The following is a 25,170-nucleotide window of genomic DNA, read 5'->3' on the forward strand; positions in this document are numbered from 1 at the left end:
TTAGGATGATGTTGGATGTAACAGGTTGTTGGTCATGTTTTGTATATGGGGAGATTTGAACGATGCCGGCCAAGCGATTAAGTTGTGCTCAGTCGTCGGTGCAAGTTGTTTGGCACTGATTGGATTGACGCCAGCGTAGACGCCATTAATCAAATAAAGGGATTTTAAAATGACTGTCAGTATCTTTCTCGATAAGAAACAAAAGGAACTTCTGCATAAAAGAGCGATGGCCAAGCCACCGCTGTCGCGGCCCAAGCCGACGGGCTCTGCACCCAAGCCCCCAGTGACGTCGCCCAGCAAGCCGGTGGTCAAGCCACCTGTGTCCCCGACGAAGCCGCCGGTCAAGCCGCCTGTGCCACCGACGAAGCCGCCGGTCAAACCCACCCCCGTGAAACCCGCCCCCGTCAAGCCGGCGCCGCCGGTCAAGCCTCCCGCCAAACCTGCGGCGCCGGTCAAGCCTGGGGCACCGGGCGGCAAGCCGCCAGTGGCGCCGGTCAATGCCAGGCCACCGATGCCGTGGCCGACACTGAATGTCAATGTGGATCCGGTGGCCGTGATCAATTTGATCAACGCCCTTGGCAGCCGGAAAAACCAAGATGGCTCGGTGACGCTGACCGACGGCAGTGTGGTCAACGCGCAACAGAGTGCAGTGACTCGTCCGGACGGGATCGTTCAGCACGCGGACGGACGGGTCGAGTATCCTGACGGACGAATCGTCTGGCCGGACGATACGGTTGAATATCCCGATGGACGCATTGTCTGGGCTGATGGAACAGAGCAACTTGCCGATGGCTCCATCAAATATCCGGAGGGTCTTGGTTATGACGGCTGAGGCAACTTGCTGGTTTGATTGAGCCTCTCTTTAGAGTGAATCGAAATCACAAGATACTTGGCTTTAAACCAACTAACGAGCACCGCCCGATGTAAGTTTCGGGTGGTGCTTCTTGCTTTTTGAGGCTTATTGGCCCTGCGGCATCTCGCCTTTGGCCAGGCGCCGGTTGATGTCGGCGATCACCGGGGGCAGGTCGTTGATGGTGTCGATCAGGTAGTGCGGGCGCGAACCCTCGAACAGGGCGTGGATGCGCTTGCGTTCGCTGGCGAGCGTCTGGCTGTCCAGGGCGCGGAAGCCTGCGTAGTCCAGCCCCAGCGCGTTGCCGGAGCAGGTCAGCGCCACGGTCCACATCCCGGCGCGGCGGCCCTCGAGGATGCCCGGCACGGTGTCGTCGATCTTCACGCAGGCGGCGACGTCCTCGATGCCCAGCGCGATCACGTTGGCCAGGGCCTGTGCCGGCCAAGGACGGCCGTTGGGCACTTCGTCGGTGGCCACCACGTGGTCGGCGACGTAGCCGTTGGCGGCGGCCAGGGCCGCGACCTTGTCCATCACCTGCTTCGGATAGCCGGAGCAGGAGCCGATCCGGATCCCTTGCCCGCGCAAGTGGGTGATGGTATCCAGCGCGCCGGGGATCAGCGCCGAGTGTTCGGCGATCTTCTCGATCTGCAACGGCATGAAGCGGTTGTAGATGGCGGTCACGTCGTCGTCGGTCGGGACGCGGCCGAACGCTTTGCGATAGCGCTCGGCGACCTGCGGCAGGTCGCACAGGGTGCGGATGTGATCCCACTTGCCCATGCCCATCGGCCCGCGGGCCTCTTCGATGGAGACCTGGACGTCGAACTCGGCGAAGGCCTCGACGAAGATCTGGGTGGGGGCGAAGGAGCCGAAGTCGACCACGGTGCCGGCCCAGTCGAGGATGGCGGCTTGCAGGCGGGTTGGGGCGGTGTAGTTCATGGTGGGATTCCTGTGCTGGCGATGCGATTCAAAGGTAGGCGCGGAACCGCTCGCGATGGGGCCGGGTCAGTCGGCACCGACGGCGGATGTCGGGCCGCCATCGCGAGCAGGCTCGTGCCTGCAAGGGCGGTGGGGTGAGGGTCAGATGTCGAAGACTTCCATTTCGCGCAGCGCTTCGTCCACGGCGGCAACGGCCTCGCGCATCTGCGCCGGGGTGACATGGCCGATGCAGCCGACGCGGAACGTCTCGACCTGGGTCAGCTTGCCGGGATAGAGGATGAAACCTTTGGCCTTGACTCGTTCATAGAACGCCTGGAACCGGTAGCGCGGATCCTTCGGCGCGTGGAAGGTGGCGATGACCGGGGCCTGGATCGCGGCGGGCAGGAAACTGCGCAGGCCCAGCCCGGCCATCCCGTCCAGCAGCGCCCGGCAGTTGGCGGCGTAACGCGCATGGCGCGCCGGCAGACCGCCTTCTTCGTTGTATTGCAGCAGCGCTTCGTGCAGCGCCGCGACCACATGGGTCGGCGGGGTGAAGCGCCACTGGCCGGTTTTCATCCTGTAAGCGTGCTGGTCGGCCAGATCCATCGCCAGAGAGTGGGAATTGCCGGCGGCAGCGCTCAGGGATTCCTTGCGGACGAACACAAAACCCATGCCCGGCACGCCCTCCAGGCATTTGCCGGAGGCGGCGATCAGTGCGTCGAACGGCACCTGCTGCGCGTCCACCGGCAGGGCGCCGAACGAACTCATGGCATCGACGATCAGGCGTTTGCCGTGGCGGTGCACGACGTCGGCGATGTCCGCGAGCGGGTTGAGGATGCCGGTGCTGGTTTCGCAGTGGATCAGCGCCACGTGGGTGATGGCGCCGTCGGCGCGCAGCAGGCGGTCGACGTCGGCGGCGGTGGTCGGTTCGTCTTCGGCGGTTTCGAAGGTGCTGAACGGGCGGCCGAGGACTTCGCAGATCTTCGCCAGACGTTTGCCGTAGGCGCCGTTGATCAGCACCAGCACTTTGCCGTCGCGGGGCACCAGCGTGCCGATGGCGGCTTCGACGGCGAACGTGCCGCTGCCTTGCAGGGGCACGCAGTGATGCGTGTCGGCACCGTTGACGATCGCCAGCAACTGTTCGCAGAGGCTGGCGGTCAGCCGGTTGAAGCCTTCGTCCCACGAACCCCAGTCCACCAGCAGGGCCTGGCGGGTGCGGGCCGAAGTGGTCAACGGGCCTGGGGTGAGCAGGATCGGGGCGGCGGTACTCATGGGGTGTCCTCGCGCGGGTGCTGTGGGCTGAAGCTACGGGGCATACGTTGCAATTCGGCGGCCCATCAATCAAATTGTTTGTTGTTATGTCAGTCATCAGCGAGGGTTATCCATGAACCTGTTCCAGCTCCGGGCCTTCGACGCTGTGGCCCGGGAAGGCAGTTTCACCCGGGCCGCCGCACGGCTGTTCATCAGTCAGCCGGCGGTCACCGGGCACATCAAGGCGCTGGAGGAGCACTACCAGATCACCCTGGTGCGGCGCACTGCGCGGCGGGTCGAACTGACCGAAGAGGGCACCCGGCTGGCGGCGATCACCCGGGCCATGTTCAGCCTCGCCGAGGAGGCCCAGGTGATGCTCGAAGCCAACCGCCAGTTGCTCACCGGCCGGCTGGAAGTGGCGGCGGACGGCCCGCACCTGGTCATGCCGATGCTGGCCAGGCTGCGGGAGCGGTATCCGGGGATCACGGTGAACCTGCGCTTGGGCAACGCGCAGGAAACCCTGGCCGCGTTGCTGTCCGAGCATGCCGACGTGGCGGTGCTGACCGAGGTCGAACCGCGCAAGGGCCTGCATTTGCAGGCGTTGAGCGAGTCTCGGATCTGTGCGCTGGTGCCGGCGGGGCACCCTTGGTCGGTGCGTTCGGGCGCCGTGACGCTCAAGGAGTTGGATCAGGTCATCATGGTGCTGCGGGAGCCGGGCTCGATCACCCGGCGCACTTTCGACGGCGCGTGCGCGCAGGCCTCGGTTCAGCCGCGGGTGCTGCTGGAACTGGACAGCCGCGAAGCGGTGACCGAGGCGGTGGCGGCGAACCTGGGCGTCGGCGTGGTCTCGTCGGTGGAGGTCAGCCATGACCCGCGGGTGGTGGCGCTGCCGCTGGCCGGGGACGGGCTGGAGAACCGGCACATGATCGGCTGCCTGGAGCGGCGGCGGGAACTGCGTCTGATCCAGGCGTTTCTGGCGCTCGCGCCGGCCTGAGAGAAAGCGTCGGCACCGTTCAAGAAGGCGCCGCGCGGTTGAGCAGCCAATCCAGCAGCAATCCGTCGGCCGGCGCAGGCGTCACGCAAGGCGCAGGCCGGGTGTGGCAGGCGTCCAGAAACACAATCGGCCGGTCCGGGTCGCTGTCCAGGAAACTCACCCAAACCCGGCTGCCGGCGCAGGGCAAATGTTCGCAGGCAATCTGGCCCGCGGCCGTGGCCGAAGCGATCGCCAGCCACAGGACGCCGGGTTCGGCGCCGTGGCATTGCTCAGGCCACAGGTGCACGGCCATGCACCCCTGTTCGTCCAGCTGCGCAGGCGCTCCGGGCGCACCGACGACTTGCGCCGGCTGAAACCCCGGGATACGGGGGCGGGGCCGGGTCTGGGGCGGGCGGTATTCGGTCGACCAGGGTTGCGCGGTGAAATCGTTGCGGTAATGACGGGGGAGCGACGCCGGTTGCAGGATCGACGGCTGCCGGCCTTGGTGGCGCAGTTCCGTGATGAGCCACTGTTCGTTGAAGGTGCTCATCGGGTGATCCGCCACCAGCAGCAGATGGCCGCTGCGCAGTTCGGTCGCATCGCTTTGGCCCTGGATGCAGCGGTTTGCGCAACGTTGGCGCTGCAGATGGCGACGGCTGCGTTGATCGGCATGGAGGGCCTCGGCAGACCGAGTGCCCGGCGCTGTCGGCAGGGGCGGCACCGTATGGTTGGCGGCTGCACCGTCTGAATTGCCGTGCCCCCGTTCGAGAACAGTGGGCGGCATGGGCGGGCAGACCGCGTCATGGCGTTGGAACAGAACGCGGATGGCAGAAGGGGGCGCACCGGCCTGTGCGCCGAACGCAACGGTCGCCGGCGCCGGCGGCAGGCTCAGGCTGTCGTCGGCGAACACGGCGACATGGCCGTCGCACCGGTGTTCGAAGTGAAAGTGAATGCCTTCTTCCTCGCACAGGCGCTGCAACAGCGCCAGGTCGGTTTCCTCGTACTGGATGCAGAACGGGCGCGGCGGGTACTGCCCCACCGTCATTTCCAGGCGGTAACCGGCGGCCGGCAGGCGATGCTCGGCCAACAGCCGCTCGATGATCGCCGGCACGCTGTGGTTCACGAAGACCCGACGGCGGGCCGCCTGGTCGAGCCGTTGCAGGTGCGGCACCAGCACCAGCCGATAACCGGTCTGATGGACGGCCCGGTGTTCGCAGCCGACGCTGTGTATCGTGCCATGGATGCCGTGGTGGTCATTGAGCCTCAGAAAGGCCGGCTGGTGCAGCAGGGCGTCGGGCGCCAGGGCCGATGTCACGCCGATGGCTTCCACCTCGAAGCGGTAGGGTTGGTTCAGCGCTTCCCGGCCGCTGAACCGCAAGACCGGCAGCGTCAGGGCGCCATCGGCCAATGTCAGGGTGAAGGGACTTTCCTTGTCGTTGTGCATGGGCGGCGATTCTGTCGAACGGTACGGGCGTGAAAGGGTACGAAACCGTGGTGCTGAATGGACATGGCAAACCGGCTTTTCCGAATCGCCCTACAAGCAGTGGTGAAGATGTCGATTCCGCCGATGGATTTTTTGGTCGATTGCCGACTTTAGGCCGTATAAACTTGGCCCCCTGCGTCGGCCAATAGATGTCTCGGCGCCACAGATCAAGAGAGTGAGTAATGGGCGCACAGTGGAAGGTTAAACACAAAGAAGCGGCAGCCAACGCCAAGGGCAAGATCTTCGGCAAACTGGTGAAGGAAATCACCATCGCTGCCCGCAACGGTGCCGATACCGCCACCAACGCACACCTGCGTCTGGTGGTCGAACAGGCCAAGAAAGCCTCGATGCCCAAGGAAACCCTGGACCGCGCCATCAAGAAAGGCGCAGGCCTGCTGGGCGAGACCGTGCAGTACCACCGCGTGACCTACGAAGGTTTCGCCCCGCACCAGGTGCCGCTGATCGTCGAGTGCGTCACCGACAACGTCAACCGCACCGTCGCGGAAATCCGCGTGGCCTTCCGCAAGGGTCAACTGGGCGCTTCCGGTTCGGTGTCGTGGGACTTCAACCATGTCGGCATGATCGAAGCGTCGCCGGACACCCCGGACGCCGATCCGGAAATGGCCGCCATCGAGGCCGGTGCCCAGGATTTCGAGCCGGCTGAAGAGGGCGCGACCCTGTTCCTGACCGATCCGACCGACCTCGACGCCGTGCAGAAAGCCCTGCCGGAGCAAGGCTTCACCGTGCTGTCGGCCAAGCTGGGCTACCAGCCGAAGAACCCGGTCAGCGGCCTGAGCGCCGAGCAGATGGCCGAAGTCGAAGCGTTCCTGGAAGGCCTCGACAACCACGACGACGTGCAGGACATGTTCGTCGGCCTGGCCGGCTGATCAGCCTGTGGCGCGGGAGCTTGCTCCCGCTCGACTGCGCAGCGGTCGCCTCTTTCCGGGACGGCCTCGCCGTTCGACGGGAGCTAGTTCCCTCGCCACACGATCAAGTGTTCACAGTTTGTCGAGCAGCGCCGTCACTTCGCTGAAGCCTGGCCGCGACAGCACGTCCGGCTGGCAGCAGCGCTGCTCCAGCACCTGAAGCGCCGCGCGCCGTTCATCGCTCAACCCCGAGTCGATCCGCTCCAGCAATTCACCTAGCAGGATCCCGAACGCACGCACTTCGATGCGTTGCAGCGCGCGGGTCTCCAGGTTGTCCTCGGTGGCATGGAACGACGCCGCACCGAAGTCCCCCAGCAGGCAATCGCCCTGACCGTTCAACAGAATGTTGTGCCCGTAGAGGTCGCCATGGGTGATGCCGTGCCCGTGCAGATGCTCGGCCACCGATGCGATGCCGCGGGCGACCCGCAGGGCGGCGTCGGCATGGAATCGGCAGTCGTCGGCATACACGTCCCGCGAGCAGGACGCCAGGCTCGGCAAGGCGGCCAGGTTGCGGTAGTGCGGATCGATCAGTTGCATCACCAGCCCTTGCGCACCTTCCGGATGGTGGCCGATACGCCCTTCGACGCGGATCAGGTTCGGGTGTCGGCCGGCGGTGATGCAGGCGTTCATCTCATGCAGCGGCGAGCCGTCGCTGGTCATTTCCCCTTTGTAGAGCTTGACCGCCACCGGCGTGTCCGACTGACCGTCACGTTGCCAGAGCGCCCGTGAGATGACCCCTGAAGCGCCTTCGCCGAGCTTGTGCTCAAGGCGCAGCGCCGACCAGTCGATCACCGGCGTTGCGTCGAGCGCGGCCGAGTCCGCCTCGGTCTCCAGCGGATTGCCGGCGTAGGCCAGCCAGGTCAGGGCCGGCAGGGTCAGCAGCCATTGCGGCAGTTCGGTGAAGCGGTTGGCGGCGATGCGAATCAGCTCCAGCCGATGGCAGGCCTGCATGCTCGACGGCAGTCGGGTGAGGCGGTTGCCGGCCAGCAACAGTTTCTGCAGCGCGGGCCGCTCGCCCAGCTCGTCCGGCAGGGTCTCGATGCGGTTGTCGGTGAGGATCAGCCAGCGCAGGTTCGGCGGCAGCGCCGCGCCCGGCACATGGGTGATGCGGTTGGCCTTGAAGCCGACCATCGACAGGGTGTCGCAGCGGCCGACGCAGGCCGGCAGCTCGGTGAAGCGGTTGTCGGAGCAGAACAGGATCCGCAGGCGGTGCAGGCGGTGCAGGTCGTCCGGCAGGCTGCTCAAGGCATTGCCGCTGAGGTTGAGCACCTCCAGGCTGTCCGCCAGCTCGAAGATCTCGCGGGGAAATTCGGTCAGGCCTTCGCAAAGATCCAGCCGGGTGATGCCCGACAACTCGCCGGCGCGCAATTGAGCAAGGGTGTGCATGAACAGTTCCGCTTTGAGAGGGAAGGCGCGCGGGGCACCGGAAATGGGCGACATGATAACGGCAGATCGGAACCGGCGCAGTGTTGTGGCTCATGAAGCTTCCCTGTGGGAGCCAGCCTGCTGGCGATGGCGACCTGTCTGGCGCATCGATGCCGAACTTGTCGCCGTTTTCGCGGGCAAGTCCGCTCATGCAAGGGAACCTGCTCCGCTCAGGCGGGATCGTGCACTTCCGACAGCTGCCCCAGCCGGCTGCGGGTGCGGGCCAGGTCGGTGGCGTGGCCGCCGAGGCTTTCGCGCAGGGGCAGGCTTCCCAGCAGCGTCAGGTGCTTGTCTTGGTCGTAGAGCACGTCGATCAGGTTGATGAAGCGCTGCTGGGCTGCGATGGAGCATTCGCCCAGCTCCGGCAGGTCGTCGATGATCCAGTGGTCGAAGCGCCGGCACAGCTCCAGGTAGTCCATGACCGCCGTGGGCTGTTCGCACAGGTCGCTGAAGGTGAAGCCGACGCGGCGCCGGTCCAGCAGCCAGGCCCGGACGTGCCGGCTGCCCACCGCCAATGGCTGCGGCTTGGCGTCGCGCGGCGGCAGGCCCAGGCGTTCGCGCTGCGCCGGGGTCGCCGGCCAGACGTAATGGCCTTGGGTGAATATCTGATGCGCGTGCTGACGGGCCTGGCTGCGGTAATCATGGGGGCCGCCGACTTCCATGACCTGCATGCGCGCGTTGATCAGATCGATCACCGGCTTGAACCGGGCGTGGTACAGCGGGTTGGGCAGCAAGCCTTCGGGCGGGTAGTTGGACGTCACCAGCAGCACGGTGCCGCGTTCGAACAGGGCCTTGAACAAACGGGCGATGAGCATCGCATCGCCGATGTCGTGCACATGGAATTCGTCGAAGCACACCACCCGGCAACCGTGCAGCAGGTCGTCCAGGGTGGCGGCCAGGGCGTCGTCCTGCGCGCGGTGGCTGAACATGCCTTGATGCAGTTGCGCGAAGAATTCATGGAAGTGCAGGCGCCGCTTGCGTTCGGTCGGCAGCGCCTGGAAGAAACCGTCGAGCAGCCAGCTCTTGCCGCGCCCCACGGCGCCGTGGAGGTACAGGCTGGGCGGGGTCTGCGCGGTCGCGCCGAGCAACAGGCCCGCTTGCCGCGCCATGCAGTCGATGACCCGCTGCTGGCTGTGGCTGAGGGTATAGCCCTGGCCGTGGGCCTTGTGCCGGAAGTAGTCGCGGATCGCCTGGGCACCGGCGCAATGGCCGGCACCGGCCGGGGCACCCTTGCCGAACAAGCGGCGCAGCGCCGACCAGCGATGGGTCAGGCGCGGGCGTTCGGGCGGTTGGGCGGACACTGTGGGGGCTCTCCGTGGTCAGGCCGGCTCCCCGAGCTCGGCGGCGTAGTGTAACCAGACGGGTAGTTTGCCTTCCACCACGGTTCATCGGCGCAACGCCGATGTTGGACAGCATCTTGCGGCGGGTACAGGTTTTCATAGCGGCAACTGTCAACCGTTCGCCAATCTTTCGAAACAAATCCCGTCAGAACGCTGGATCCAATCGACTGGCGGAATCGTCGTCCATTGCTAACCTTCAACACAGTTGCGACGCACAGGTCGCGTACAGGGATCAGGGCCGTGAAGGCAGCACTGAAGACGGCATGGCAAACGATCGCGTTGTGGGCACTGGCGGCGCCGCTGCCAGCCGCCGACCTGCAGGTCGAGGTGCGGGTCGACGTGCAGCGCGGTTGCCGCCTGATCGGCCAGCCACGCGAGGCAGGCATCGGCCAAGCGGGTGTGCTGGACTTCGGCAGCACCGCACGCCTGGACGATCCGGCGGGGCCACTGGGGGCTGCGCTCGCCGACCGGCGATTGCCGCGGCTGGAATGCAACCCGGACACGCCGTACCAGATCCGCATCGACGGAGGGCTCCATGGCGGCGTCGGCGACGTGCGCTACCTGGCAGGGACATCGGGCGGCAAACCCATCCCTTATCGCCTGTACCGGGATGCCGCACGGCAAGTGCCGCTGGGTGTGAACGTGCCGCTCGGCGGGCGGGTGCCGGACAGCGGCACGGTGGAGCTTCCGCTGTATGCGCGGATAGAACGGCTGGCGGAGGTGCCGCGGGTCAGTCGCTATTCGGATCTGATCAAGGTGACGGTCACCTGGTAGGCGAGGGTCCGCAGCAGGACAACCGGTAAAGGGCCCGACGGATTCGGGTGCGAAGGGAAGGGCGCTCAAGGTCGGGCGCGGTGATGAAACCACCTGAAGGAGTAGGGACGCACGCGATGACAAGCAAGCACTGGCTGATGGTGGCCGCAGGCGGGTTGCTGTGGCTCGCCGAGGATGCGCAGGCGGTGGTCAGCGGGCAGATCCATGCGCGGCTGACCCTGATCGCCGGCTGCGAGGTGACCAACGCCGCGAGCCCCGGCAGCCCCGCCGACGGTTTCGGCTCGCTGGACTTCGGCCGGCAGGGGCCGACCTGGGACGCCCCGCTCAAGGCCAGCATCGACCAGCAGGGCAGCGGTCGGCTCAATGTCGCCTGCAACCCCTCGGTGACCGGCTTCACCGTGACCATCGACGGCGGTGCCCACGGCGACGGCAATACCCGGCGCTTGAGCAACGGCCGTCAGACCATTCCCTATCAACTGTTCCTCGATGCCTCGGGCCACCAGAGCTACAGCATCGGCCAACAACACAATTTCGCTGTCACCAGCGGTGCGCAGATACCCATCCCGGTGTTTGGCTCGGTGGTGGCGAACACCCGTGCGCTGCCTTCCGGTGTCTATACCGACACCCTGACGGTGACGCTCGACTGGTAAACCGTAGAGGAAGGACACCATGCGTACGTTTGCATCAAGGATAGGCCTGTCGCTGCTCGGCCTGACGCTGGCCTCCAGCGCCGGCGCCGCCACCACGGTCACCGGTCAGATCACCTCCAGCCTGATCCTGATCAGCAGCTGCCAGGTGAACGGCTCGGGCGGTTCGTCCGGCCTGAACTTCGGCGCCCTGAACTTCGGCACCAGCAACAGCCTGTTCACCACCGCCACCGGGCAGGTGCTGGGCGGCGGGGGCGGTGCGTTGTCGATCCTCTGTTCGGCCGGCACCACGCCGGTGGTCAAGGTGCGGGCCGGCGCCCACGACGGGCAGTCCGCCGGGGGAACGCGGGCGCTGTACGACGGCGTCGCCAACTACGTGCCCTACGACCTGTACACCGACGCGGGGCATTCGCAGTTGCTGGCCATCGACGGCACCATCAACCTCGCCGCCAGCACTGGCGTGGCCCAGACCGTGAACATCTACGGTCAGGCGGTGGGCAAGGCCGGACTGCCGGCGGGCACCTACACCGACACCATTTCCGTCGAACTGACGTTCTAGCCCATGGGCCGGCAGGGCTGGACGGCACTGCTCCTGCTCTGCGGGTGCGGCGTGCCGTTGCCGTTGGCGGCGGTGACCAGCCAGAGCTTCCAGGTCAGCGCCACGGTGACGCCGGGCTGCCTGGTGGTGGGCGGCGTGTCGAACTACGGCGCCTTGAATTTCGGTTCGAGTTCGGCCCTGGCCACCGGCACGGTGCAGGTGGCGCTGACGGGGGGCGTGCAGTTGCAGTGCACGCCGGGGGTGGCGCTGAACATGACCGTCGACGGTGGGCTGTACAGCAGCGGCGGGCGCAACCTGCAGCTCAACAGCGGCAGTGCGCGGGTGGCCTACTCGCTGTTTCGCGATGCCGCCTACAGCCAGAGCCTGGGCATCGGTCAGAGCGTGGCGGTGACCTACAGCGACGCGAACAACATCAGCCTGCCGATCTACGGCCGGGTGCAATTGCCGGGCAATCAGCCTGGGGGGACTTACAGCGACGTGCTGCAGGTGCAGCTGTCGTGGTGACACGGCGTTCGGACGGCCGACAAGGAGCAGTCACATGGGGGCATTCACGTCACGGCATCGGTTTTGGGTGATGCCGCTGCTGGCATTGGCCGCGGCGCTCAAGGCGCAGGCCGCCAGTTCGGTGCTGATCTGGCCCATCGACCCGGTGCTGGAGGCCGATCAGCAGGCCAGCGCGCTGTGGCTGGAAAACCGCGGCAATGAAACCGCCAACCTGCAGATCCGCGTGTTCGGCTGGAGCCAGAGCGGGTTCGAGGAGCAGTACCGCAACCAGCGCGAAGTGATCGGCAGCCCGCCGGTGGCGAAGATCGAACCGGGGCAGAAGCAACTGGTGCGCCTGACCCGCACCCAGGACGTCCCGCCCGGTCAGGAGCTGGCGTACCGGATCATCATCGACGAAATCCCGTCGGCCTTGCCGCCCGCTGCCGAAGACGGCAAGACCGCGGCGGCGATCCGCTTTCAGATGCGTTACTCGGTGCCGCTGTTCGCCTACGGCGCCGGATTGTGGAGCAAGGAGGACAGCACGCGCCAGCGTGACCCCAAGGGCATCGGCGTGCCGCAGTTGAGCTGGCGCACGGTGGCGGTGGACGGCCGGCCTTTCGTGGAGGTGCGCAACCAGGGAGCGGTGCATGCGCGGTTGACCGATGTGGCGTTGCGTCAGGGCGGGCAAAGCAGGCCCTTGGCCGAAGGGCTGTTGGGCTATGTGTTGCCCGGTGCCGTGATGCGCTGGCCGGCACCGGTGCCGCCGGGAGGGGAGGCGGCGTTGCAGGTGCGCGTCAATGGTGCGACGCAGGTGCAGAGCATCGCCCCGACGCGGTAGCGGGCCGGTGGGGTGAGTGAAATCCGTTACGGGATGTGGCGGTATCAGGAGGAACCAGTCCATTGATGGACGTGAAGCGCGAATGAGTCCGGGATGGGCTCGACGTATCCTGCGTCCGTTGTGGCTCATGACCGGCGCGTGTTGCCTGGTGTTCGTTGATCTGGCCGGGGCCGGCGAACTGCCGCCGCCTCCCAGCGGCATGGAGGCCGTGAGCGATGCGCAGCTGTTTCTGGACCTGGTGGTGAACCGGATGAACACCGGACGGGTGGTGGCGGTCGAGCAGCGCGGCGGGCGTTTGTACGTGCCGGTCGCGACGCTGCGCGAGACCGGCATGAACCTGCCGCAAGGGCTGGGCACCGAGGTCGACCTCGACGGCTTGCCGGGGCTGCACAGCGAATACGACAGCGCCGGCCAGCGGTTGCTGCTCGACGTGCCGCCGGACTGGCTGCCGGAGCAGTTCGTGGGCAACCGCCAAGCCTACCCGCGCACCCCGGCGCTGAGCAGTTTCGGGGCGCTGTTCAACTACGACCTGTACCTCAACGACACTGACGACGCCGGCACTTACCTGGCGGCGTGGAACGAAGTGCGGGTGTTCGACAGTTGGGGCACGTTGTCCAACACCGGGCAGTACCGGCGCACGCTGTCGGGCGATGCGGTGGGTTCCCTGGACAACGGTTACCTGCGCTACGACACCGCCTGGCGCTATTCCGACGACGACCGGATGCTGACCTACGAAGCCGGCGACGTGGTCAGCGGCGCGTTGCCCTGGAGCAGTTCCGTGCGCCTGGGCGGCGTTCAGTTCTCCAGGGATTTCGCCGTGCGCCCGGACCTGGTGACCTACCCGCTGCCGCAGTTCGCCGGCGAGGCGGCGGTGCCGTCCTCGGTGGACCTGTTCATCAACGGCTACAAATCCAGCAGCGCCGACCTGCAGCCGGGGCCGTACACCCTGACCAACATTCCGTTCATCAACGGTGCGGGCGAGGCGGTGGTGGTGACCACCGATGCCCTGGGCCGGCAGGTCTCGACCACCGTGCCGTTCTATGTCACCAGCAGCCTGCTGCAGAAGGGCCTCAGTGATTTCTCGGTGTCCGCCGGCACCTTGCGCCGTGATTACGGCCTGAAGGATTTCAGCTACGGGCCGGGCGTGACCTCGGGCAGCCTGCGGTATGGCGTCAGTGACGCGTTCACCCTGGAAAGCCATGCCGAAGCCGCCGAGGCGCTGACGCTGGGCGGCGTCGGCGGCAACCTTCGGCTGGGCAACTTCGGGGTGCTCAACACGGCGGTCAGCCAAAGCCGGTTCGACGGCGACACCGGCCAGCAATTGAGCGTGGGCTACCAGTACAGCAGCCAGCGCTACAGCTTTTCCTGGCAACGGCTGCAACGCCGCGACCGGTACGCCGACCTGAGCGTGATCGACACCCCTTACGCCAGCCTGAGCCGGCGCAGCGAACAGGCGACCCTGAGCGTCAACCTGGAGCGCTGGGGCAGCCTCGGCGCCGGGTATTTCGACATCCGCGCGGCGGACGACACACGTACCCGGTTGCTCAACCTGACGTGGAGCAAGCCGCTGTGGCGCAACAGCAGTTTCTATCTGTCGGCCAACCGCGAGATCGGCGACAGCAACTGGGCGGTGCAGGCGCAATTGGTGATCCCGTTCGACCTGTACGGCAGCCTGGCGGTCAGCAGCGAGCGCAGCAAGACCGGGCAGTCGCAGCAACGGGTCAACTTCAGCCGCGCGGTGCCGATCGAGGGCGGCGTGGGCTTCAACCTCGGCTACGCCAGGGGCGACGGCGCCGATTACCGGCAGGCGGACCTGACCTGGCGCCTGCAGTCGGTGCAGTTGCAGGCCGGGGTCTACGGCACGTCCGAGGCCGAGACCCGCTGGGCCGATGCCAGCGGGTCGCTGGTGTGGATGGACCACCAGGTGTTCGCCGCCAACCGCATCGACGATGCGTTCGTGGTGGTCAGCACCGACGGTTTCGCCGACATTCCGGTGCGCTACGAAAATCAGCAGGTCGGCCGCACCGACCGCAACGGCCACCTGCTGGTGCCGTGGAGCAGCGCCTACTACCGCGGCAAGTACGAAATCGACCCGTTGAACCTGCCGGCCAACGTGCGCAGCCCGAATGTCGAGCAGCGCATCGCCGTACGCCGGGGCAGCGGCTATCTGCTGGAGTTCCCGCTGAGCCGGGTGGTCGCCGCGAGCGTCGTGCTGGTGGACGCGCAGCAGCGCGAGCTGCCGCTGGGCAGCGGCGTGCTGCATGAGCAGAGCGGCGCCCGCACGGTGGTCGGCTGGGACGGGCTGGTGTACCTGGAGAACCTGTCGGCGGAAAACTCGCTGCACGTGACGCTGGCGGGCGGCAAGACCTGCAAGGCGCAGTTCGGCGTGGACGTGAACCAGGATCAGGTGCCGCTGATCGGCCCGCTGGTGTGCCAATGAGCGGCGCGCGGATCTGCCTGTGGCTGGCGCTGATGCTGCCGGGCGTGGCCCACGCGTTGTGTTCGGTGGTCAGCACCGTCCCGGTGGCGTTCGGCACGGTCAGTTCGATTTCCGTGCGCACTACGTCGCAGCCGGGCTCGACCTTGAACGCCGGCCTGAGTTGCACCGGTTCGCTGCTGTCGCTGCTGGCCAGCAACGATCATTTCTGGGCAACGGTCACCTCGACCCAGAGCGGCCTGCTCGGACCCACCGGCGATGTCATCGGCTACACAATCTACGCCAACAACAGCACCAGTTACCCGTTGACCCGCGGCACTGCCTACGACTTCGCCCGCAACGGCATCATCGATGCCCTCGGCCTGCTCAACGGCACGACGCCCAAGACCGTGCCGCTGTATTTCGGCACGACGATCGGCAGCAACGTCGCGGCGGGGACGTACAGCGAGACCCTGAGCATCTTCTGGAGCTGGAACTACTGCTCCGGCATCGGCATCGGCGGCCTCTGCCTGGGGCGCGACATCGCCAGCGGCACCACCACGCTGACGGTGAACATGACCGTGGCCAACGACTGCACCATCACCGCGCCGAACATCGCCTTCGGCAGCGCGCCGGTGGTCAGCGCCTTTGCCCCGGTGACCGGGCAGACCATCAACCTGGCCTGCACCAAGGGCAGCGCCTACACCGTGGGCCTGAGCGACGGGCAGAACCCGGTCAGCGTCGGCGGGCGGCGGCGGATGGTCTCAGGCGGCAACTACCTGGCCTACGACATCTTCAAGAGCGCCGGCACCACCCGCTGGGGCAGCGTCGGCGCCGCCCGCCGGGCCAGCAGCGACGCCGAGGTCAATCCCGGCAACGGGCTGGGCACCGGCAGCCAGGTCTTCAACTACAACGCCAAGGTCTACACCGACCAGACCACGCCGCCGGCCGGGACGTACCTGGACAATGTGGTGCTGGATGTGGGGTTCTGAATCGGGGGGATTTTGCGGGCGTCGGCCGGCGATGGGGCAGGTGCCGGGGTGTCGGGCTCATCGCCAGCAGGCTGGCTCCCACAGGATTTGCGGTGATCTGCCATTTCCTCAGACACCACCAATGCCTGTGGGAGCCAGCCTGCTGGCGATGGCGTCGGTGAAGGCGCCGCCAGGATACGTTCAGAAGGGCAGCGACTGCTTGAGCAACGGCGCCCCCGGTGTGTCGGTCGGGCTGACCATCGCGTAGTTGTAGCCGTCGCCGGACCAATAGTCCGCGCGCAGCTCGCCGTCGCTGCGGCTGCCACGGGGCAGGAACGTGTTTTTCGGGCCCGGCGGGCGCAGGTAGAAACTGACCTTGTGACCGCTGGCGTCCTCGTACATCACCATCGCCGCAGGACCCTCGTCGGTACTGAGCAAGCGGCCGCTGACCGGCCGGAAACCGGCCGCCGACAGATCCGGCAAACGGCTGGCGCGGGCGAAGTAACGGTCGAGCCACTCCTGCATGCTCCTGTCGCCGGCCACGGTGTAGTCCGCCGGCAGCAGGCCTTGCTGGGCGATGAGGCGATAGGCCTGCAAGGCGTCGGTCATGGGCGCGGGGACGTGCACCAGGGTCATTTGCCGGGCCTGCCAGCCGCCGAAGCCGCCTACACCCACAGCGAGCATCAAGACGGCGGCACTGGCCCAGCGGCGCTGGGCGTTGCGCTTGAGCCGCTGGCGGACGGCCAACGGGTCGAGCTGCGCATTGGCCGGTTGCTGCAGCGCGCCGCTCAGGGCCGCCCGCAGGTGCTGGGCATCCGTTTGCCAGGCGCGCACTTGTGCGGCTTCGTCCGGGTGGCTGGCGAGCCAGGTTTCCAGCTGTTGCCGGTCGGCGTCGCTGAGCTGGCGGTCGACATAGGCGTGAAGGTCACGCTCGCTGGGGGGCAGACTGATCATTTGAGTATCCGCAGGGAAGGGCTGCTGATTTCGCCGTCGCTGAGCTGGCGCAAGGCCTGGCGGGCGCGGGACAGGCGGGACATCACGGTGCCGATGGGGACGTCGAGGACTTCGGCGGCCTCCTTGTAGCTCAAGCCCTCCACCGACACCATCAGCAGCAGGGCGCGCTGCTCGGCGGGCAGGCGGTCGAAGGCCTGCAGGGTGGAGCGGGCGATCACCGTGCGCTCCACCGAAGGTTCGGCGTCGTCGCGGCCGGTGAAGAATTCGAGCATGCGGGCATAGCGCCGCGAACGCCGGTGGGCATCGAGAAACTGACGGTAGAGGATCGCGAACAGCCAGGCGCGCAGGTCGCCGTCCGGGCGCTTGTCCCGCCAGCCCGACAGGGCCCGCTCCAGGCTGGCCTGCACCAGGTCGTCGGCGCTGGCGGCTTCATGCGTCAGCGAGACGGCAAAGCGCCGCAATCGGGGGAGCAGTTCGCGCAGCTGTTCGTCGAATGTGTTCATGGAGGGTGCAAGCTCTAGGCCGGAGGCGGCATCGACAGGAAGACGCCGCCCGGGGCCCGTTATTCCATTCCTGTGAAGGATGTTTTTACCAGCTTTGTAGGACAGTTCATCGCGTTTTGTCATCCCTGTAATTGCCCAACGTTTTCCCGCTCAACCCGTTGGAACCGCGCATTCAGGCCAGTCATGCCTGATGCGCCCGGACAACCTGTTGAGTCAGAAGGGGACGTTATACATGCAAACTCTCGCGATAAGCGGTCAGTCGGAATCCCGGTGCGGGCCTGTGGCGAATGCCGACCATGACCGGTGGCGGCGATTCGGCCAAGGCCCGACCGTCACGCCCGACTTTTTCCTGATCCACCGCGCCATCGAAGCGCAGGCGGCGAACCAGCCGGAAGGCATCGCCGCCCGTCATCTCGGGCAGACCGTGACCTACGGCGAGCTGAACCGCCAGGCCAATCGTCTGGCGGCGCACCTGAAGGCGCAGGGTGTGGCGGGCGGGGATCATGTCGCCCTGTTCGTCGAGCGTTCCATTCCCATGCTGGTCGGGATGCTGGCGGTGCTGAAAGTGGGGGCCGCCTACGTCCCGCAGCACGTCGGCATCACACCGGCTGCGCAGTTGAACCACATCCTGTCGGTCGCTTCGATCCGTGTGGTGCTGACGCTGTCGTCGCTGAGCCAGGCGATCCCGCTGACCGGCGAACATCGTTGCATCGAACTGGACACCTTCATGGCGACGCCGGGAGGGGCGGGCGATGACGACAACCCGACGGGCAACGACGTCTCGGCGCAGGCGCTGTGCTTCGTGCTGTTCACCTCCGGCACCACCGGCGTGCCCAACGGCGTGCGCGTCACCCACCGCAACGTCTGCAACATTCTGTTGACCGCTCCCGGCAACCTCGGCCTGCGCCCGGGGCTCAAGGTGGGGCAGATCCTGAACATCGCCTTCGACATGGCGGCCTGGGAGACCCTGGGTTGCCTGGCCCACGGCGCCACCTTGCTGATCCGCGGCAAGGACATCGCCGAAACGGCCGAACAATGCGATGTGCTGATCGCGACGCCGTCGATCCTGGCCCGTCTCGACCCGGCGCGCTGCACGCGGATGCGGGTGGTGGCCCTGGCCGGTGAGCCGTGCCCGCGTCCCCTGGCGGACCGTTGGGCCTCGTTCTGCACCTTTTACAACGCGTGCGGGCCTACCGAGACCACGATCATCAACACCCTGCAGCATTACCGGGGCGAAGGCGCACTGACGATCGGCAAGCCGACGCCGAACAACACAGTGTATGTGCTGAACGAGTCGGGCGAACTGTGCGGGCCGGGCGAAGCGGGCGAAATGTGGGCCGGCGGCGATTGCGTGACGGCCGGCTACCTCGGCAACCCTGAGCTTTCGGCCGAACGCTATCGGCTCGATCCGTTCCTCGGAGGGGGCCGGCTGATGTTCCGCACCCGTGACCTGGGCCGCTGGACGGAGGATGGCGAACTGGAACACCTCGGGCGCGTCGATGACCAGGTCAAGGTGCGCGGGTTTCGGGTGGAGCTCGATGCGGTGTCCGCGGTCCTGGAGTCGTCGGCGGGCTGTGAGCGCGCGGTCACGCTGAAGCTCGACGACCGGAGCCTGGTGGCCTTCGTCTCGCCGGCCGGCACGGACATCGACGCCGCACGGCGACGCTGCGAGGAGCGGCTGGCCTATTACTGCGTCCCGTCCCTGATCCTGGCGCTGGACGACATTCCGCTGACCTCCAGGGGCAAGGCCGACAAGCGTCTGTTGCTGGAACGGGCGCAGGTGCATTTGGCGCAGGGTGCAGGCACCGGGCAGGAGGTGTCGGCATGAAGGGGCTGGATCCGGGCCTCCCGGCGCGGCGCCCGCTTTGGCGCCGCCTGGGAACGCTGCCGCTGTTCTCCCACTACAACCGATTGTTCGCGATGGTGATCGCGGGCAATTGCATGGCGCTGGCGTACGGATTGACGGGTGGGCAGTGGTGGTCGCCGACGGGCATCGCCTTGCAGACGCTGGTGAACCTGGTGGTGGTCAACCTGTCGTTGGCGGTGCTGATCCGCCAGCAGTACCTCATCAACCTGTTGTTCTGGCTGGCGACGCGCGTGCCGACGACGTGGCCGTTGGCGGTGCGCCGCTCGCTGGCCAAGGTCTACCATTTCGGGGGGCTGCACAGCGGCGCGGCGGTGGCGGCAATCGGCTGGTTCGCCGCGTTCTTCGGTTCGCTGGCCTGGCGCAGTAGCGCGGGCGACGGGGTTTCGCTCACGTTGCTGGGGATCAGCGGTACGCTGCTCGGGCTGCTGGCGCTGATCGCGGTGCTGGCGTTGCCGCGGATTCGCTCGCGCTATCACAACGGCTTCGAACGGATGCACCGGTTCGGCGGGTGGACGGCGCTCGGGTTGTTCTGGGCGATGACGCTGGCGTTCGCAGCCGACCGGCATCCGGCCGATCCGCTGGCGCAGGTGCTTGTCGGGTCGCCTCCGTTCTGGGCGCTGCTGGTGGTCACGTGCAGCATCGCGTTGCCGTGGCTGCGCCTGCGCAGAGTCCCGGTGACATGGGTCAGGCCCTCCTCGCATGCGGTGATTGCCCGGTTCACCCATCACACACCGTTCACCGGCTCTTCCATTGCGATCAGCCGTCACCCGCTGTGGGAATGGCACGCCTTCGCCAACATTCCCGCGCCGGGAGAAAACGGCTTTCGCCTGATCATTTCCCGGGCGGGCGACTGGACCGGTTCCTTCATCGAACAGCCGCCGTCCCACGTCTGGGTCAAAGGCATCACCACGGCGGGCGTGGCCCGCATCGAAACACTGTTCAAGTCGGTGGTGTACATCGCCACCGGCAGCGGCATCGGCCCGGTCCTGCCTCACCTGTTGGCCGGACAGGTGCCGGCGCGCCTGGTCTGGTCGGCGCGCAGCCCGAGGGCCACCTACGGCGATGCGCTGGTGGACGAGATTCTCGAAGCTCAGCCCGAGGCACTGATCTGGGATACCCGGGAGTCGGGAAAACCGGATCTGGTGGCTTTGGCGTACGCGGCCGTCCGTTCCTTCGGTGCGGAGGCGGTGATCTGCATCTCCAACCAGCACTTGACCGAGCTGGTGGTCGAGGAGATGGAAGCGCGGGGCATTCCGGCCTACGGCGCGATCTGGGATTCCTGACACGCCGCCGTCGCGGCTGTCGCACATCAATTGAGGAGAATCAGGATGACGAATGTGAATATTTTGGTCGAGCGGTTGGGGCGTGTCGTGTTGGTCCGGCTCAATCGTCCGCAGGCGCGCAATGCGCTGAACACCCCCTTGATGCAGGCGTTGATCGAAACCCTGCAACGTCTGGACAGCGATCCTGCGGTCGGCTGTTTCGTGGTGACCGGAACAAAGGATTTCTTTGCCGCCGGTGCCGACATCAGGGAAATGCACGGCAAGTCTTGCCTGGACATGGTGCAGGAAGACTATTTTTCCGGCTGGGATGCGTTCGCCGGGCTGCGTACGCCGAAAGTCGCCGCCGTCGCCGGCTATGCCTATGGCGGGGGCTGCGAGCTGGCGATGATGTGCGACGTGATCGTCGCGGCCGGATCCGCCCGGTTCGGCCTGCCTGAAATCACCTTGGGCGTGATGCCGGGCATGGGCGGCACCCAACGGTTGACCCGCCTGGTCGGGCGCGCCAAAGCGATGGACATGATTCTGACCGGGCGTTCGATGTCCGCCGATGAGGCGGAGCGGGCCGGCCTGGTCTCTCGGGTGACGGGCGACGAGGACGTGTTGGAGCAGGCCTTGGCGATTGCGCAGCGGATCAGCGGTTTCTCCCGGCCGGCCACGCTGGCTGCCCGGGAGGCGGTGGACCGTGCGCTTGAGGTGGGGATGCGCGAAGGCGTGCTGTCCGAGCGCCGTGCGTTTCATGCCTTGTTCGCCACGCCGGGGCAGAAGGAGGGCATGCAGGCCTTCCTGGAGAAACGCGAGCCTTGCTTCAACCGGAGCTAGACAACTGAGCACCGGCTCGCTCGCGATTAACTGAAAGAAACTACAGTTCAAAGGGAATAATCCTACGAGGCGTTCGTCTCATAGCACCTTTTCCTATGGCCGATGGCCCTGGAGTCTTTCATGGTTGATCGCAGTTCACCGAACCGCTCGCCCGACACTTCACCACCCGGCGGGCCGCAGCTTCCGCCGTTGGGGGCCGCAAGCCTGCTAGTGCGCTTGACCGGCATTGCCGTGGTGGTTGCCGCAGTGGCCGGGGCGTTTGCCTACGTGCACGGCAGCTTCGACCCGCAACGCCTGACGCCCAAGGCGTTGGTCGATGTGCTGGAGAAGAACAACGGCATCCACCCAGGCTTTCGCCGCAACCACGCCAAGGGTGTGTGCGTGATCGGGCATTTCGAAAGCAGCGGCGAGGCGCGGGCGTTTTCCGCCGCGCAAGTGTTCAACGAGCCCGTCACGCCCGTGGTCGGCCGATTCGCCTTGCCGGCGGGCAGTCCCTATGCGCCGGACGGCAGTGTGCCGATCCGCAGCCTGGCCCTGCGCTTCAAGCAAGCCAACGGGCAGCAATGGCGCACCGGCATGAACAGCATGCCGGTGTTCCCGGTGGGCACGCCCGAGGCGTTCTATCAACTGTTGCAGGCGCAGTCGCCGGATCCGGCCACCGGCAAGCCTGACCCGTCGAAGGTGCCGGCGTTCTTCGCCGCCCACCCGGAAACGGTGCCGTTCCTGACTTGGGTGAAGACGGCCAAGCCGTCGGCCAGCTATGCCACGGAAACCTACAACAGTGTGAATGCGTTCTACCTGGTCGACGCCGGCGGGAAAAAGCAGGCGGTGCGCTGGAGCATGGCGCCGCAGGCCCAGGACGCCGCCGGCGCTTCTGCGCCGGAGGGCGCCGACTTTCTGGATAAGGATCTGGTGCAGCGCCTGGCCGCAGGGCCGCTGCGCTTTCAGTTGAACATCACGTTGGCCGACCCGGCCGACCCGGTGAACGATGCGAGCAAGGCCTGGCCCGCCGGCCGCAAGGTGCTGAACGCCGGCACGCTGGTGCTGGAGAAGACGCAACCGCAACTGAGCGGCGAGTGCCGTGACATCAATTACGACCCGCTGGTGCTGCCGGCCGGCATCGAAGGTTCAGACGACCCGCTGTTGGCCGCCCGTTCGGCCGGTTACGCCGATTCCTACCTGCGCCGCACCAGTGAAGTCAGCCAATTGCCCGCCACCCGACAGGAGGCTCGCCCATGAGCAAGCAACCGACCCATTTTGCGTTTCCGGCGCGGCTGCTGCACTGGCTGATGGCGTTGATGATCATCGCGATGCTGTTCATCGGCGCGGGCATGGTCGCTTCGGTGTCGGCGCGGCATGAATGGCTGATCAACCTGCACAAGCCCTTGGGCATCGCGATTCTGGCGCTGGCGGTCGTGCGGCTGCTGGTGCGGTTCTCCACCCGCCAGCCGCCGTTGCCCGAAGACCTGCCGGGCTGGCAGGCGATGGCGGCCAAGGCGTCCCATGTCCTGCTGTACGGGCTGATGCTGGTGCTGCCGCTGCTGGGGTGGGCGATGATCAGCGCGGCGGGCGACCCGGTGATGCTGGGCCGTTCGCTGCAGCTGCCGTCGATCCTGCCGGCCGATGCGCAGGTGTTCGCGCTGTTGCGCAAGGCCCACGGTTATCTGGCGTACCTGCTGTTCGTGACGGTGCTGGTGCATCTGGCGGCCGCGCTGTTCCACGGCTGGGTGCGCCGCGATGGCGTGCTCGACAGCATGTTGCGCGGGCGGGATCGCGGCTGACCGCCTGAGCGCGAATCGCCGTCGCAAAAAAAGATCGCAGCCTGGCTGCGATCTTTTTTTGGTGCAAGGGGAGATCAGCGCAGGCCGTCGACGATCTCGGCGATGGCGGTCAGCACGTCCTTGCCCAGTTGCTTGGAGCGCTTGCCCGACCAGCCGGTGAGGGCGTTCGGGTTGTCGTCGTGATCCTTGAACGGCATCTCCAGGGTCTGCGACAGGCAGTCGAACCGCTGGCCGACGCTGTTGCACGCCAGGTTCATGTTGGCTTGGCCCGGTTCGTCGCGGGTGTAGCCGTGCTTGGTCTGGAAGTCCTTGGTGATGCGCTTGAGGTGGCTGCGGAAATCCTCTTCGAGTTTCTCCAGGCGCGGCGTGAAGCCGGGGTTGCCTTCGCAGCCGGCGGTGAACACGTGCGGGATTTCCTCGTCGCCGTGGATATCCAGGAACAGGTCGACGCCGTACGTTTCCATCTGCTGCTGCACGAACAGGACTTCGGGGCTGATTTCCTGGCTGGCGGTCTGCCAGGCGCGGTTCAGGTCCTGGCCCATGGCGTTGGTGCGCAGGTGCCCGTGGAACGCGCCGTCGGGGTTCATGTTCGGCACCAGGTACAGATCGGCCTTGGCCAGCAGTGCGTTCAAGACCGGATCGTCGTGGCGCTCCAGGCGTTCGATCACCCCCTCCATGAACCATTCGGCCATGTGCTCGCCGGGATGCTGCTGGGCGATGATCCAGACCTTGCGCCGGCCCTCGGCGCCGCTGCCCTTACGCAGCAGCTGGATGTCGCGGCCTTCGACGCTCTTGCCGGTGGCCAGCAGTTCGGTGCCGGCCTTGGTCAGGGCCTGGTCGATCAGCCAGTCGTGACGGCCGCGGCTGTAGGGCTCGAAGTAGGCGAACCAGGCGTGGGTCTGCTCGGCTTCGAGGCAGAAGCGCAGGCTGTCGCCTTCGAATTGGGTCGGAATGCGGAACCAGTTGACGTGGTCATAGGAGGCGACCGCCTGATAGCCGGTCCAGGCTTTGTTGTAGGACGATTGACTGGCGTTGACCAGGCGGAACCAATGCTCCTGGTGGACATGCAGGCCGCTGGCCTTGAAGTGGAACCACTGGAAATGGTTGCTGCGGGTGTCAGGGCGGATCGCCAGCACCGGGTTGAGCGGGTTGCTGATGTCGACAACCTGGATGTTGCCGCTGTCGAAGTTGGCGCTGATGTCGAACGAAGATTTGGCCACGGTCATATCGGTTCCTGAACAGGATTTTTATGGTGGCTACTCTACACGCAAGACAGGGGTGAAACCGAGGGAATTTGCGGGGTGTGCGGGTGGGGGCGTCCTCCATGACGCGCAGGCAGCTTAGTGGCTGTGCGATTGGTTCTCAAGTGCTAAATGTCATTGTCTGGGGCCGGTGAGGCGGGGTTCGGCTTGCCAAGCGATATTCTTTTGATATTATCCGCGCCACTGAATTTGCAGCACCTGAAGACTTCATTAGCCTGAAGCCAAAAGCCAGAAAACTGGCAAAAAAAAGACCCGGCAAAAAGCCGGGTCAAAAACCGTGATTAGCCTGATGAGGAGATAGTCCAGAAGACCGACCTAAGGTCTCTGGTCCATCGGCCGGTCTCGCGACCAGCTGCGTCCAATAATAATCATTATCATTTGCAAGTCAAATGATTTTATCTGCGCGATCGGAAAAATCTTTCCGATCCGATTCCGTTCCTCAATGACCGCCGCCATCGAGCGAGTGATCGACCATCGCCCGTGCCATGTCCACCATGTGCACCACCGAAAACGCCAGATCCCGACTGACGCCCTGCAGCCCGTCCGTGGCCTTGATCGCCGTTGCCGCCGCGCAGCGCAGCAGGTCGGAGGCATGCACCAGGGATTCTTCGCTGCTGAGGTTGCGGTTGACGCCGAAGAAGCGGTCCTCGGTGTCGGGCTCGGACACAGTCGGTTTCAAGTAATAGTCCAGTGCGCGTTGCGCGGCAGCGCTGCCTTGAGGTGAAGTGAGCGTGGTGTCGATCTGCAGGTCGGGCAAGTCTTTGCTGGTGATGTTCATGGCGTGAGGTCACTCCCTGTTCGTGTTTGAATCCATGACCCAAGCATAATACTCGTCGTATTTGTGACCAGA

The 25,170-nt window shown here is 66.0% G+C and carries 24 protein-coding genes; 15 read left to right on the plus strand and 9 right to left on the minus strand.

What is annotated here, in order from left to right; translation table 11 throughout:
• Positions 1–169: 169 nt before the first annotated feature.
• The gene (locus CAG31_RS28095) at positions 170–832 is read left to right on the plus strand and encodes a hypothetical protein (RefSeq protein WP_139831328.1); all 663 of its coding nucleotides are present in this window, start codon (positions 170–172) and stop codon (positions 830–832) included.
• A gap of 126 nt (positions 833–958) precedes the next feature.
• On the opposite strand, the gene phnX is transcribed toward CAG31_RS28095, so the two are convergent.
• Positions 959–1,786 (minus strand): phosphonoacetaldehyde hydrolase, encoded by an 828-nt coding sequence (phnX, locus tag CAG31_RS08015; RefSeq protein WP_085579666.1) that lies wholly within the window; start codon positions 1,784–1,786, stop codon positions 959–961.
• A 141-nt stretch (positions 1,787–1,927) separates the two neighbouring features.
• Entirely contained in the window at positions 1,928–3,037 is a 1,110-nt protein-coding gene (locus CAG31_RS08020) for a 2-aminoethylphosphonate--pyruvate transaminase (protein WP_085579668.1), read from the minus strand.
• Between the two features lie 112 nt (positions 3,038–3,149).
• Between CAG31_RS08020 and CAG31_RS08025 the strand changes: the two genes are divergently transcribed.
• Positions 3,150–4,010, plus strand: coding sequence for a LysR substrate-binding domain-containing protein (locus CAG31_RS08025; RefSeq protein ID WP_085579669.1), 861 nt, complete (start codon positions 3,150–3,152; stop codon positions 4,008–4,010).
• Between the two features lie 19 nt (positions 4,011–4,029).
• Here CAG31_RS08025 and CAG31_RS08030 read toward each other — a convergent pair whose 3' ends face one another.
• Positions 4,030–5,433, minus strand: a complete 1,404-nt coding sequence (locus CAG31_RS08030) for a type VI secretion system Vgr family protein (RefSeq protein WP_085579671.1) — start codon at positions 5,431–5,433, stop codon at positions 4,030–4,032.
• Between the two features lie 221 nt (positions 5,434–5,654).
• On the opposite strand from CAG31_RS08030, the gene CAG31_RS08035 reads away from it, so the two are divergent.
• Positions 5,655–6,359 (plus strand): YebC/PmpR family DNA-binding transcriptional regulator, encoded by a 705-nt coding sequence (locus CAG31_RS08035; protein WP_085579673.1) that lies wholly within the window; start codon positions 5,655–5,657, stop codon positions 6,357–6,359.
• Between the two features lie 111 nt (positions 6,360–6,470).
• Here the strand turns inward: CAG31_RS08035 and CAG31_RS08040 are convergent, their stop codons facing one another.
• Entirely contained in the window at positions 6,471–7,784 is a 1,314-nt protein-coding gene (locus tag CAG31_RS08040; RefSeq protein WP_085579675.1) for a leucine-rich repeat-containing protein kinase family protein, read from the minus strand.
• Positions 7,785–7,993: 209 nt separating this feature from the next.
• On the minus strand, positions 7,994–9,124 hold the full coding sequence (zapE, locus tag CAG31_RS08045) for a cell division protein ZapE (RefSeq protein WP_085579677.1): 1,131 nt from the start codon (positions 9,122–9,124) through the stop codon (positions 7,994–7,996).
• Between the two features lie 279 nt (positions 9,125–9,403).
• Between zapE and CAG31_RS08050 the strand changes: the two genes are divergently transcribed.
• From CAG31_RS08050 to CAG31_RS08080, 7 genes are all read left to right on the plus strand, one after another.
• Complete coding sequence (locus CAG31_RS08050) at positions 9,404–9,937, plus strand: spore coat U domain-containing protein (RefSeq protein WP_371856104.1); 534 nt, start codon at positions 9,404–9,406, stop codon at positions 9,935–9,937.
• Positions 9,938–10,053: 116 nt separating this feature from the next.
• Positions 10,054–10,587, plus strand: coding sequence for a spore coat U domain-containing protein (locus CAG31_RS08055; protein WP_085579679.1), 534 nt, complete (start codon positions 10,054–10,056; stop codon positions 10,585–10,587).
• Between the two features lie 19 nt (positions 10,588–10,606).
• A complete protein-coding gene (locus CAG31_RS08060) occupies positions 10,607–11,143 on the plus strand; it encodes a spore coat protein U domain-containing protein (protein ID WP_085579681.1) in 537 nt (178 codons plus the stop codon).
• A gap of 3 nt (positions 11,144–11,146) precedes the next feature.
• Complete coding sequence (locus CAG31_RS08065) at positions 11,147–11,647, plus strand: spore coat U domain-containing protein (protein ID WP_085579683.1); 501 nt, start codon at positions 11,147–11,149, stop codon at positions 11,645–11,647.
• Positions 11,648–11,681: 34 nt separating this feature from the next.
• Positions 11,682–12,464 (plus strand): molecular chaperone, encoded by a 783-nt coding sequence (locus tag CAG31_RS08070; RefSeq protein WP_085579685.1) that lies wholly within the window; start codon positions 11,682–11,684, stop codon positions 12,462–12,464.
• A gap of 82 nt (positions 12,465–12,546) precedes the next feature.
• Positions 12,547–14,904, plus strand: a complete 2,358-nt coding sequence (locus tag CAG31_RS08075; RefSeq protein WP_085579687.1) for a fimbria/pilus outer membrane usher protein — start codon at positions 12,547–12,549, stop codon at positions 14,902–14,904.
• Complete coding sequence (locus tag CAG31_RS08080; protein WP_085579689.1) at positions 14,901–15,872, plus strand: spore coat U domain-containing protein; 972 nt, start codon at positions 14,901–14,903, stop codon at positions 15,870–15,872. The genes CAG31_RS08075 and CAG31_RS08080 overlap by 4 nt, the downstream gene beginning before the upstream one ends.
• A 180-nt stretch (positions 15,873–16,052) precedes the next feature.
• Here CAG31_RS08080 and CAG31_RS08085 read toward each other — a convergent pair whose 3' ends face one another.
• Positions 16,053–16,805, minus strand: coding sequence for an anti-sigma factor (locus tag CAG31_RS08085; RefSeq protein ID WP_085579691.1), 753 nt, complete (start codon positions 16,803–16,805; stop codon positions 16,053–16,055).
• Positions 16,802–17,308, minus strand: a complete 507-nt coding sequence (locus tag CAG31_RS08090) for an RNA polymerase sigma factor (protein WP_085579693.1) — start codon at positions 17,306–17,308, stop codon at positions 16,802–16,804. Before CAG31_RS08090 ends, CAG31_RS08085 begins: the two co-directional genes overlap by 4 nt.
• Positions 17,309–17,540: 232 nt before the next feature.
• Between CAG31_RS08090 and CAG31_RS08095 the strand changes: the two genes are divergently transcribed.
• The 5 genes from CAG31_RS08095 (at position 17,541) to CAG31_RS08115 (ending at position 23,058) form a co-directional block, all read left to right on the plus strand.
• Positions 17,541–19,136 carry an amino acid adenylation domain-containing protein gene (locus tag CAG31_RS08095; protein WP_085580089.1) on the plus strand — a complete coding sequence of 532 codons (1,596 nt, stop codon included), beginning with the start codon at positions 17,541–17,543 and terminating at the stop codon, positions 19,134–19,136.
• Positions 19,133–20,458, plus strand: coding sequence for a hypothetical protein (locus tag CAG31_RS08100; protein WP_085579695.1), 1,326 nt, complete (start codon positions 19,133–19,135; stop codon positions 20,456–20,458). The genes CAG31_RS08095 and CAG31_RS08100 overlap by 4 nt, the downstream gene beginning before the upstream one ends.
• Before the next feature lie 54 nt (positions 20,459–20,512).
• A complete protein-coding gene (locus CAG31_RS08105) occupies positions 20,513–21,277 on the plus strand; it encodes an enoyl-CoA hydratase-related protein (protein ID WP_085580091.1) in 765 nt (254 codons plus the stop codon).
• A gap of 120 nt (positions 21,278–21,397) precedes the next feature.
• Positions 21,398–22,516: a catalase family peroxidase gene (locus CAG31_RS08110; RefSeq protein ID WP_085579697.1), complete on the plus strand. Its 1,119-nt coding sequence runs from the start codon at positions 21,398–21,400 to the stop codon at positions 22,514–22,516.
• On the plus strand, positions 22,513–23,058 hold the full coding sequence (locus CAG31_RS08115; RefSeq protein ID WP_085579699.1) for a cytochrome b: 546 nt from the start codon (positions 22,513–22,515) through the stop codon (positions 23,056–23,058). Before CAG31_RS08110 ends, CAG31_RS08115 begins: the two co-directional genes overlap by 4 nt.
• Before the next feature lie 74 nt (positions 23,059–23,132).
• On the opposite strand, the gene CAG31_RS08120 is transcribed toward CAG31_RS08115, so the two are convergent.
• Positions 23,133–24,284: a M14-type cytosolic carboxypeptidase gene (locus CAG31_RS08120; RefSeq protein ID WP_085579701.1), complete on the minus strand. Its 1,152-nt coding sequence runs from the start codon at positions 24,282–24,284 to the stop codon at positions 23,133–23,135.
• A 475-nt stretch (positions 24,285–24,759) separates the two neighbouring features.
• Positions 24,760–25,098: a DUF6124 family protein gene (locus CAG31_RS08125; RefSeq protein WP_085579703.1), complete on the minus strand. Its 339-nt coding sequence runs from the start codon at positions 25,096–25,098 to the stop codon at positions 24,760–24,762.
• Between the last annotated feature and the right edge of the window lie 72 nt (positions 25,099–25,170).

Origin of the sequence: Pseudomonas sp. R25(2017) (genome assembly GCF_002112565.1) — a bacterium.
GTDB lineage: Bacteria > Pseudomonadota > Gammaproteobacteria > Pseudomonadales > Pseudomonadaceae > Aquipseudomonas > Aquipseudomonas ekonensis.

What these genes read in the sequence shown, in the direction of transcription:
- CAG31_RS28095 (WP_139831328.1), top strand. Translation starts at nt 170, where the DNA reads ATGACTGTCAGTATCTTTCTCGATAAGAAACAAAAGGAACTTCTGCAT.
- phnX (WP_085579666.1), bottom strand. Translation starts at nt 1,786, where the DNA reads ATGAACTACACCGCCCCAACCCGCCTGCAAGCCGCCATCCTCGACTGG.
- CAG31_RS08020 (WP_085579668.1), bottom strand. Translation starts at nt 3,037, where the DNA reads ATGAGTACCGCCGCCCCGATCCTGCTCACCCCAGGCCCGTTGACCACT.
- CAG31_RS08025 (WP_085579669.1), top strand. Translation starts at nt 3,150, where the DNA reads ATGAACCTGTTCCAGCTCCGGGCCTTCGACGCTGTGGCCCGGGAAGGC.
- CAG31_RS08030 (WP_085579671.1), bottom strand. Translation starts at nt 5,433, where the DNA reads ATGCACAACGACAAGGAAAGTCCCTTCACCCTGACATTGGCCGATGGC.
- CAG31_RS08035 (WP_085579673.1), top strand. Translation starts at nt 5,655, where the DNA reads ATGGGCGCACAGTGGAAGGTTAAACACAAAGAAGCGGCAGCCAACGCC.
- CAG31_RS08040 (WP_085579675.1), bottom strand. Translation starts at nt 7,784, where the DNA reads ATGCACACCCTTGCTCAATTGCGCGCCGGCGAGTTGTCGGGCATCACC.
- CAG31_RS08055 (WP_085579679.1), top strand. Translation starts at nt 10,054, where the DNA reads ATGACAAGCAAGCACTGGCTGATGGTGGCCGCAGGCGGGTTGCTGTGG.
- CAG31_RS08060 (WP_085579681.1), top strand. Translation starts at nt 10,607, where the DNA reads ATGCGTACGTTTGCATCAAGGATAGGCCTGTCGCTGCTCGGCCTGACG.
- CAG31_RS08065 (WP_085579683.1), top strand. Translation starts at nt 11,147, where the DNA reads ATGGGCCGGCAGGGCTGGACGGCACTGCTCCTGCTCTGCGGGTGCGGC.
- CAG31_RS08070 (WP_085579685.1), top strand. Translation starts at nt 11,682, where the DNA reads ATGGGGGCATTCACGTCACGGCATCGGTTTTGGGTGATGCCGCTGCTG.
- CAG31_RS08075 (WP_085579687.1), top strand. Translation starts at nt 12,547, where the DNA reads ATGAGTCCGGGATGGGCTCGACGTATCCTGCGTCCGTTGTGGCTCATG.
- CAG31_RS08080 (WP_085579689.1), top strand. Translation starts at nt 14,901, where the DNA reads ATGAGCGGCGCGCGGATCTGCCTGTGGCTGGCGCTGATGCTGCCGGGC.
- CAG31_RS08085 (WP_085579691.1), bottom strand. Translation starts at nt 16,805, where the DNA reads ATGATCAGTCTGCCCCCCAGCGAGCGTGACCTTCACGCCTATGTCGAC.
- CAG31_RS08090 (WP_085579693.1), bottom strand. Translation starts at nt 17,308, where the DNA reads ATGAACACATTCGACGAACAGCTGCGCGAACTGCTCCCCCGATTGCGG.
- CAG31_RS08095 (WP_085580089.1), top strand. Translation starts at nt 17,541, where the DNA reads ATGCAAACTCTCGCGATAAGCGGTCAGTCGGAATCCCGGTGCGGGCCT.
- CAG31_RS08100 (WP_085579695.1), top strand. Translation starts at nt 19,133, where the DNA reads ATGAAGGGGCTGGATCCGGGCCTCCCGGCGCGGCGCCCGCTTTGGCGC.
- CAG31_RS08110 (WP_085579697.1), top strand. Translation starts at nt 21,398, where the DNA reads ATGGTTGATCGCAGTTCACCGAACCGCTCGCCCGACACTTCACCACCC.
- CAG31_RS08115 (WP_085579699.1), top strand. Translation starts at nt 22,513, where the DNA reads ATGAGCAAGCAACCGACCCATTTTGCGTTTCCGGCGCGGCTGCTGCAC.
- CAG31_RS08120 (WP_085579701.1), bottom strand. Translation starts at nt 24,284, where the DNA reads ATGACCGTGGCCAAATCTTCGTTCGACATCAGCGCCAACTTCGACAGC.
- CAG31_RS08125 (WP_085579703.1), bottom strand. Translation starts at nt 25,098, where the DNA reads ATGAACATCACCAGCAAAGACTTGCCCGACCTGCAGATCGACACCACG.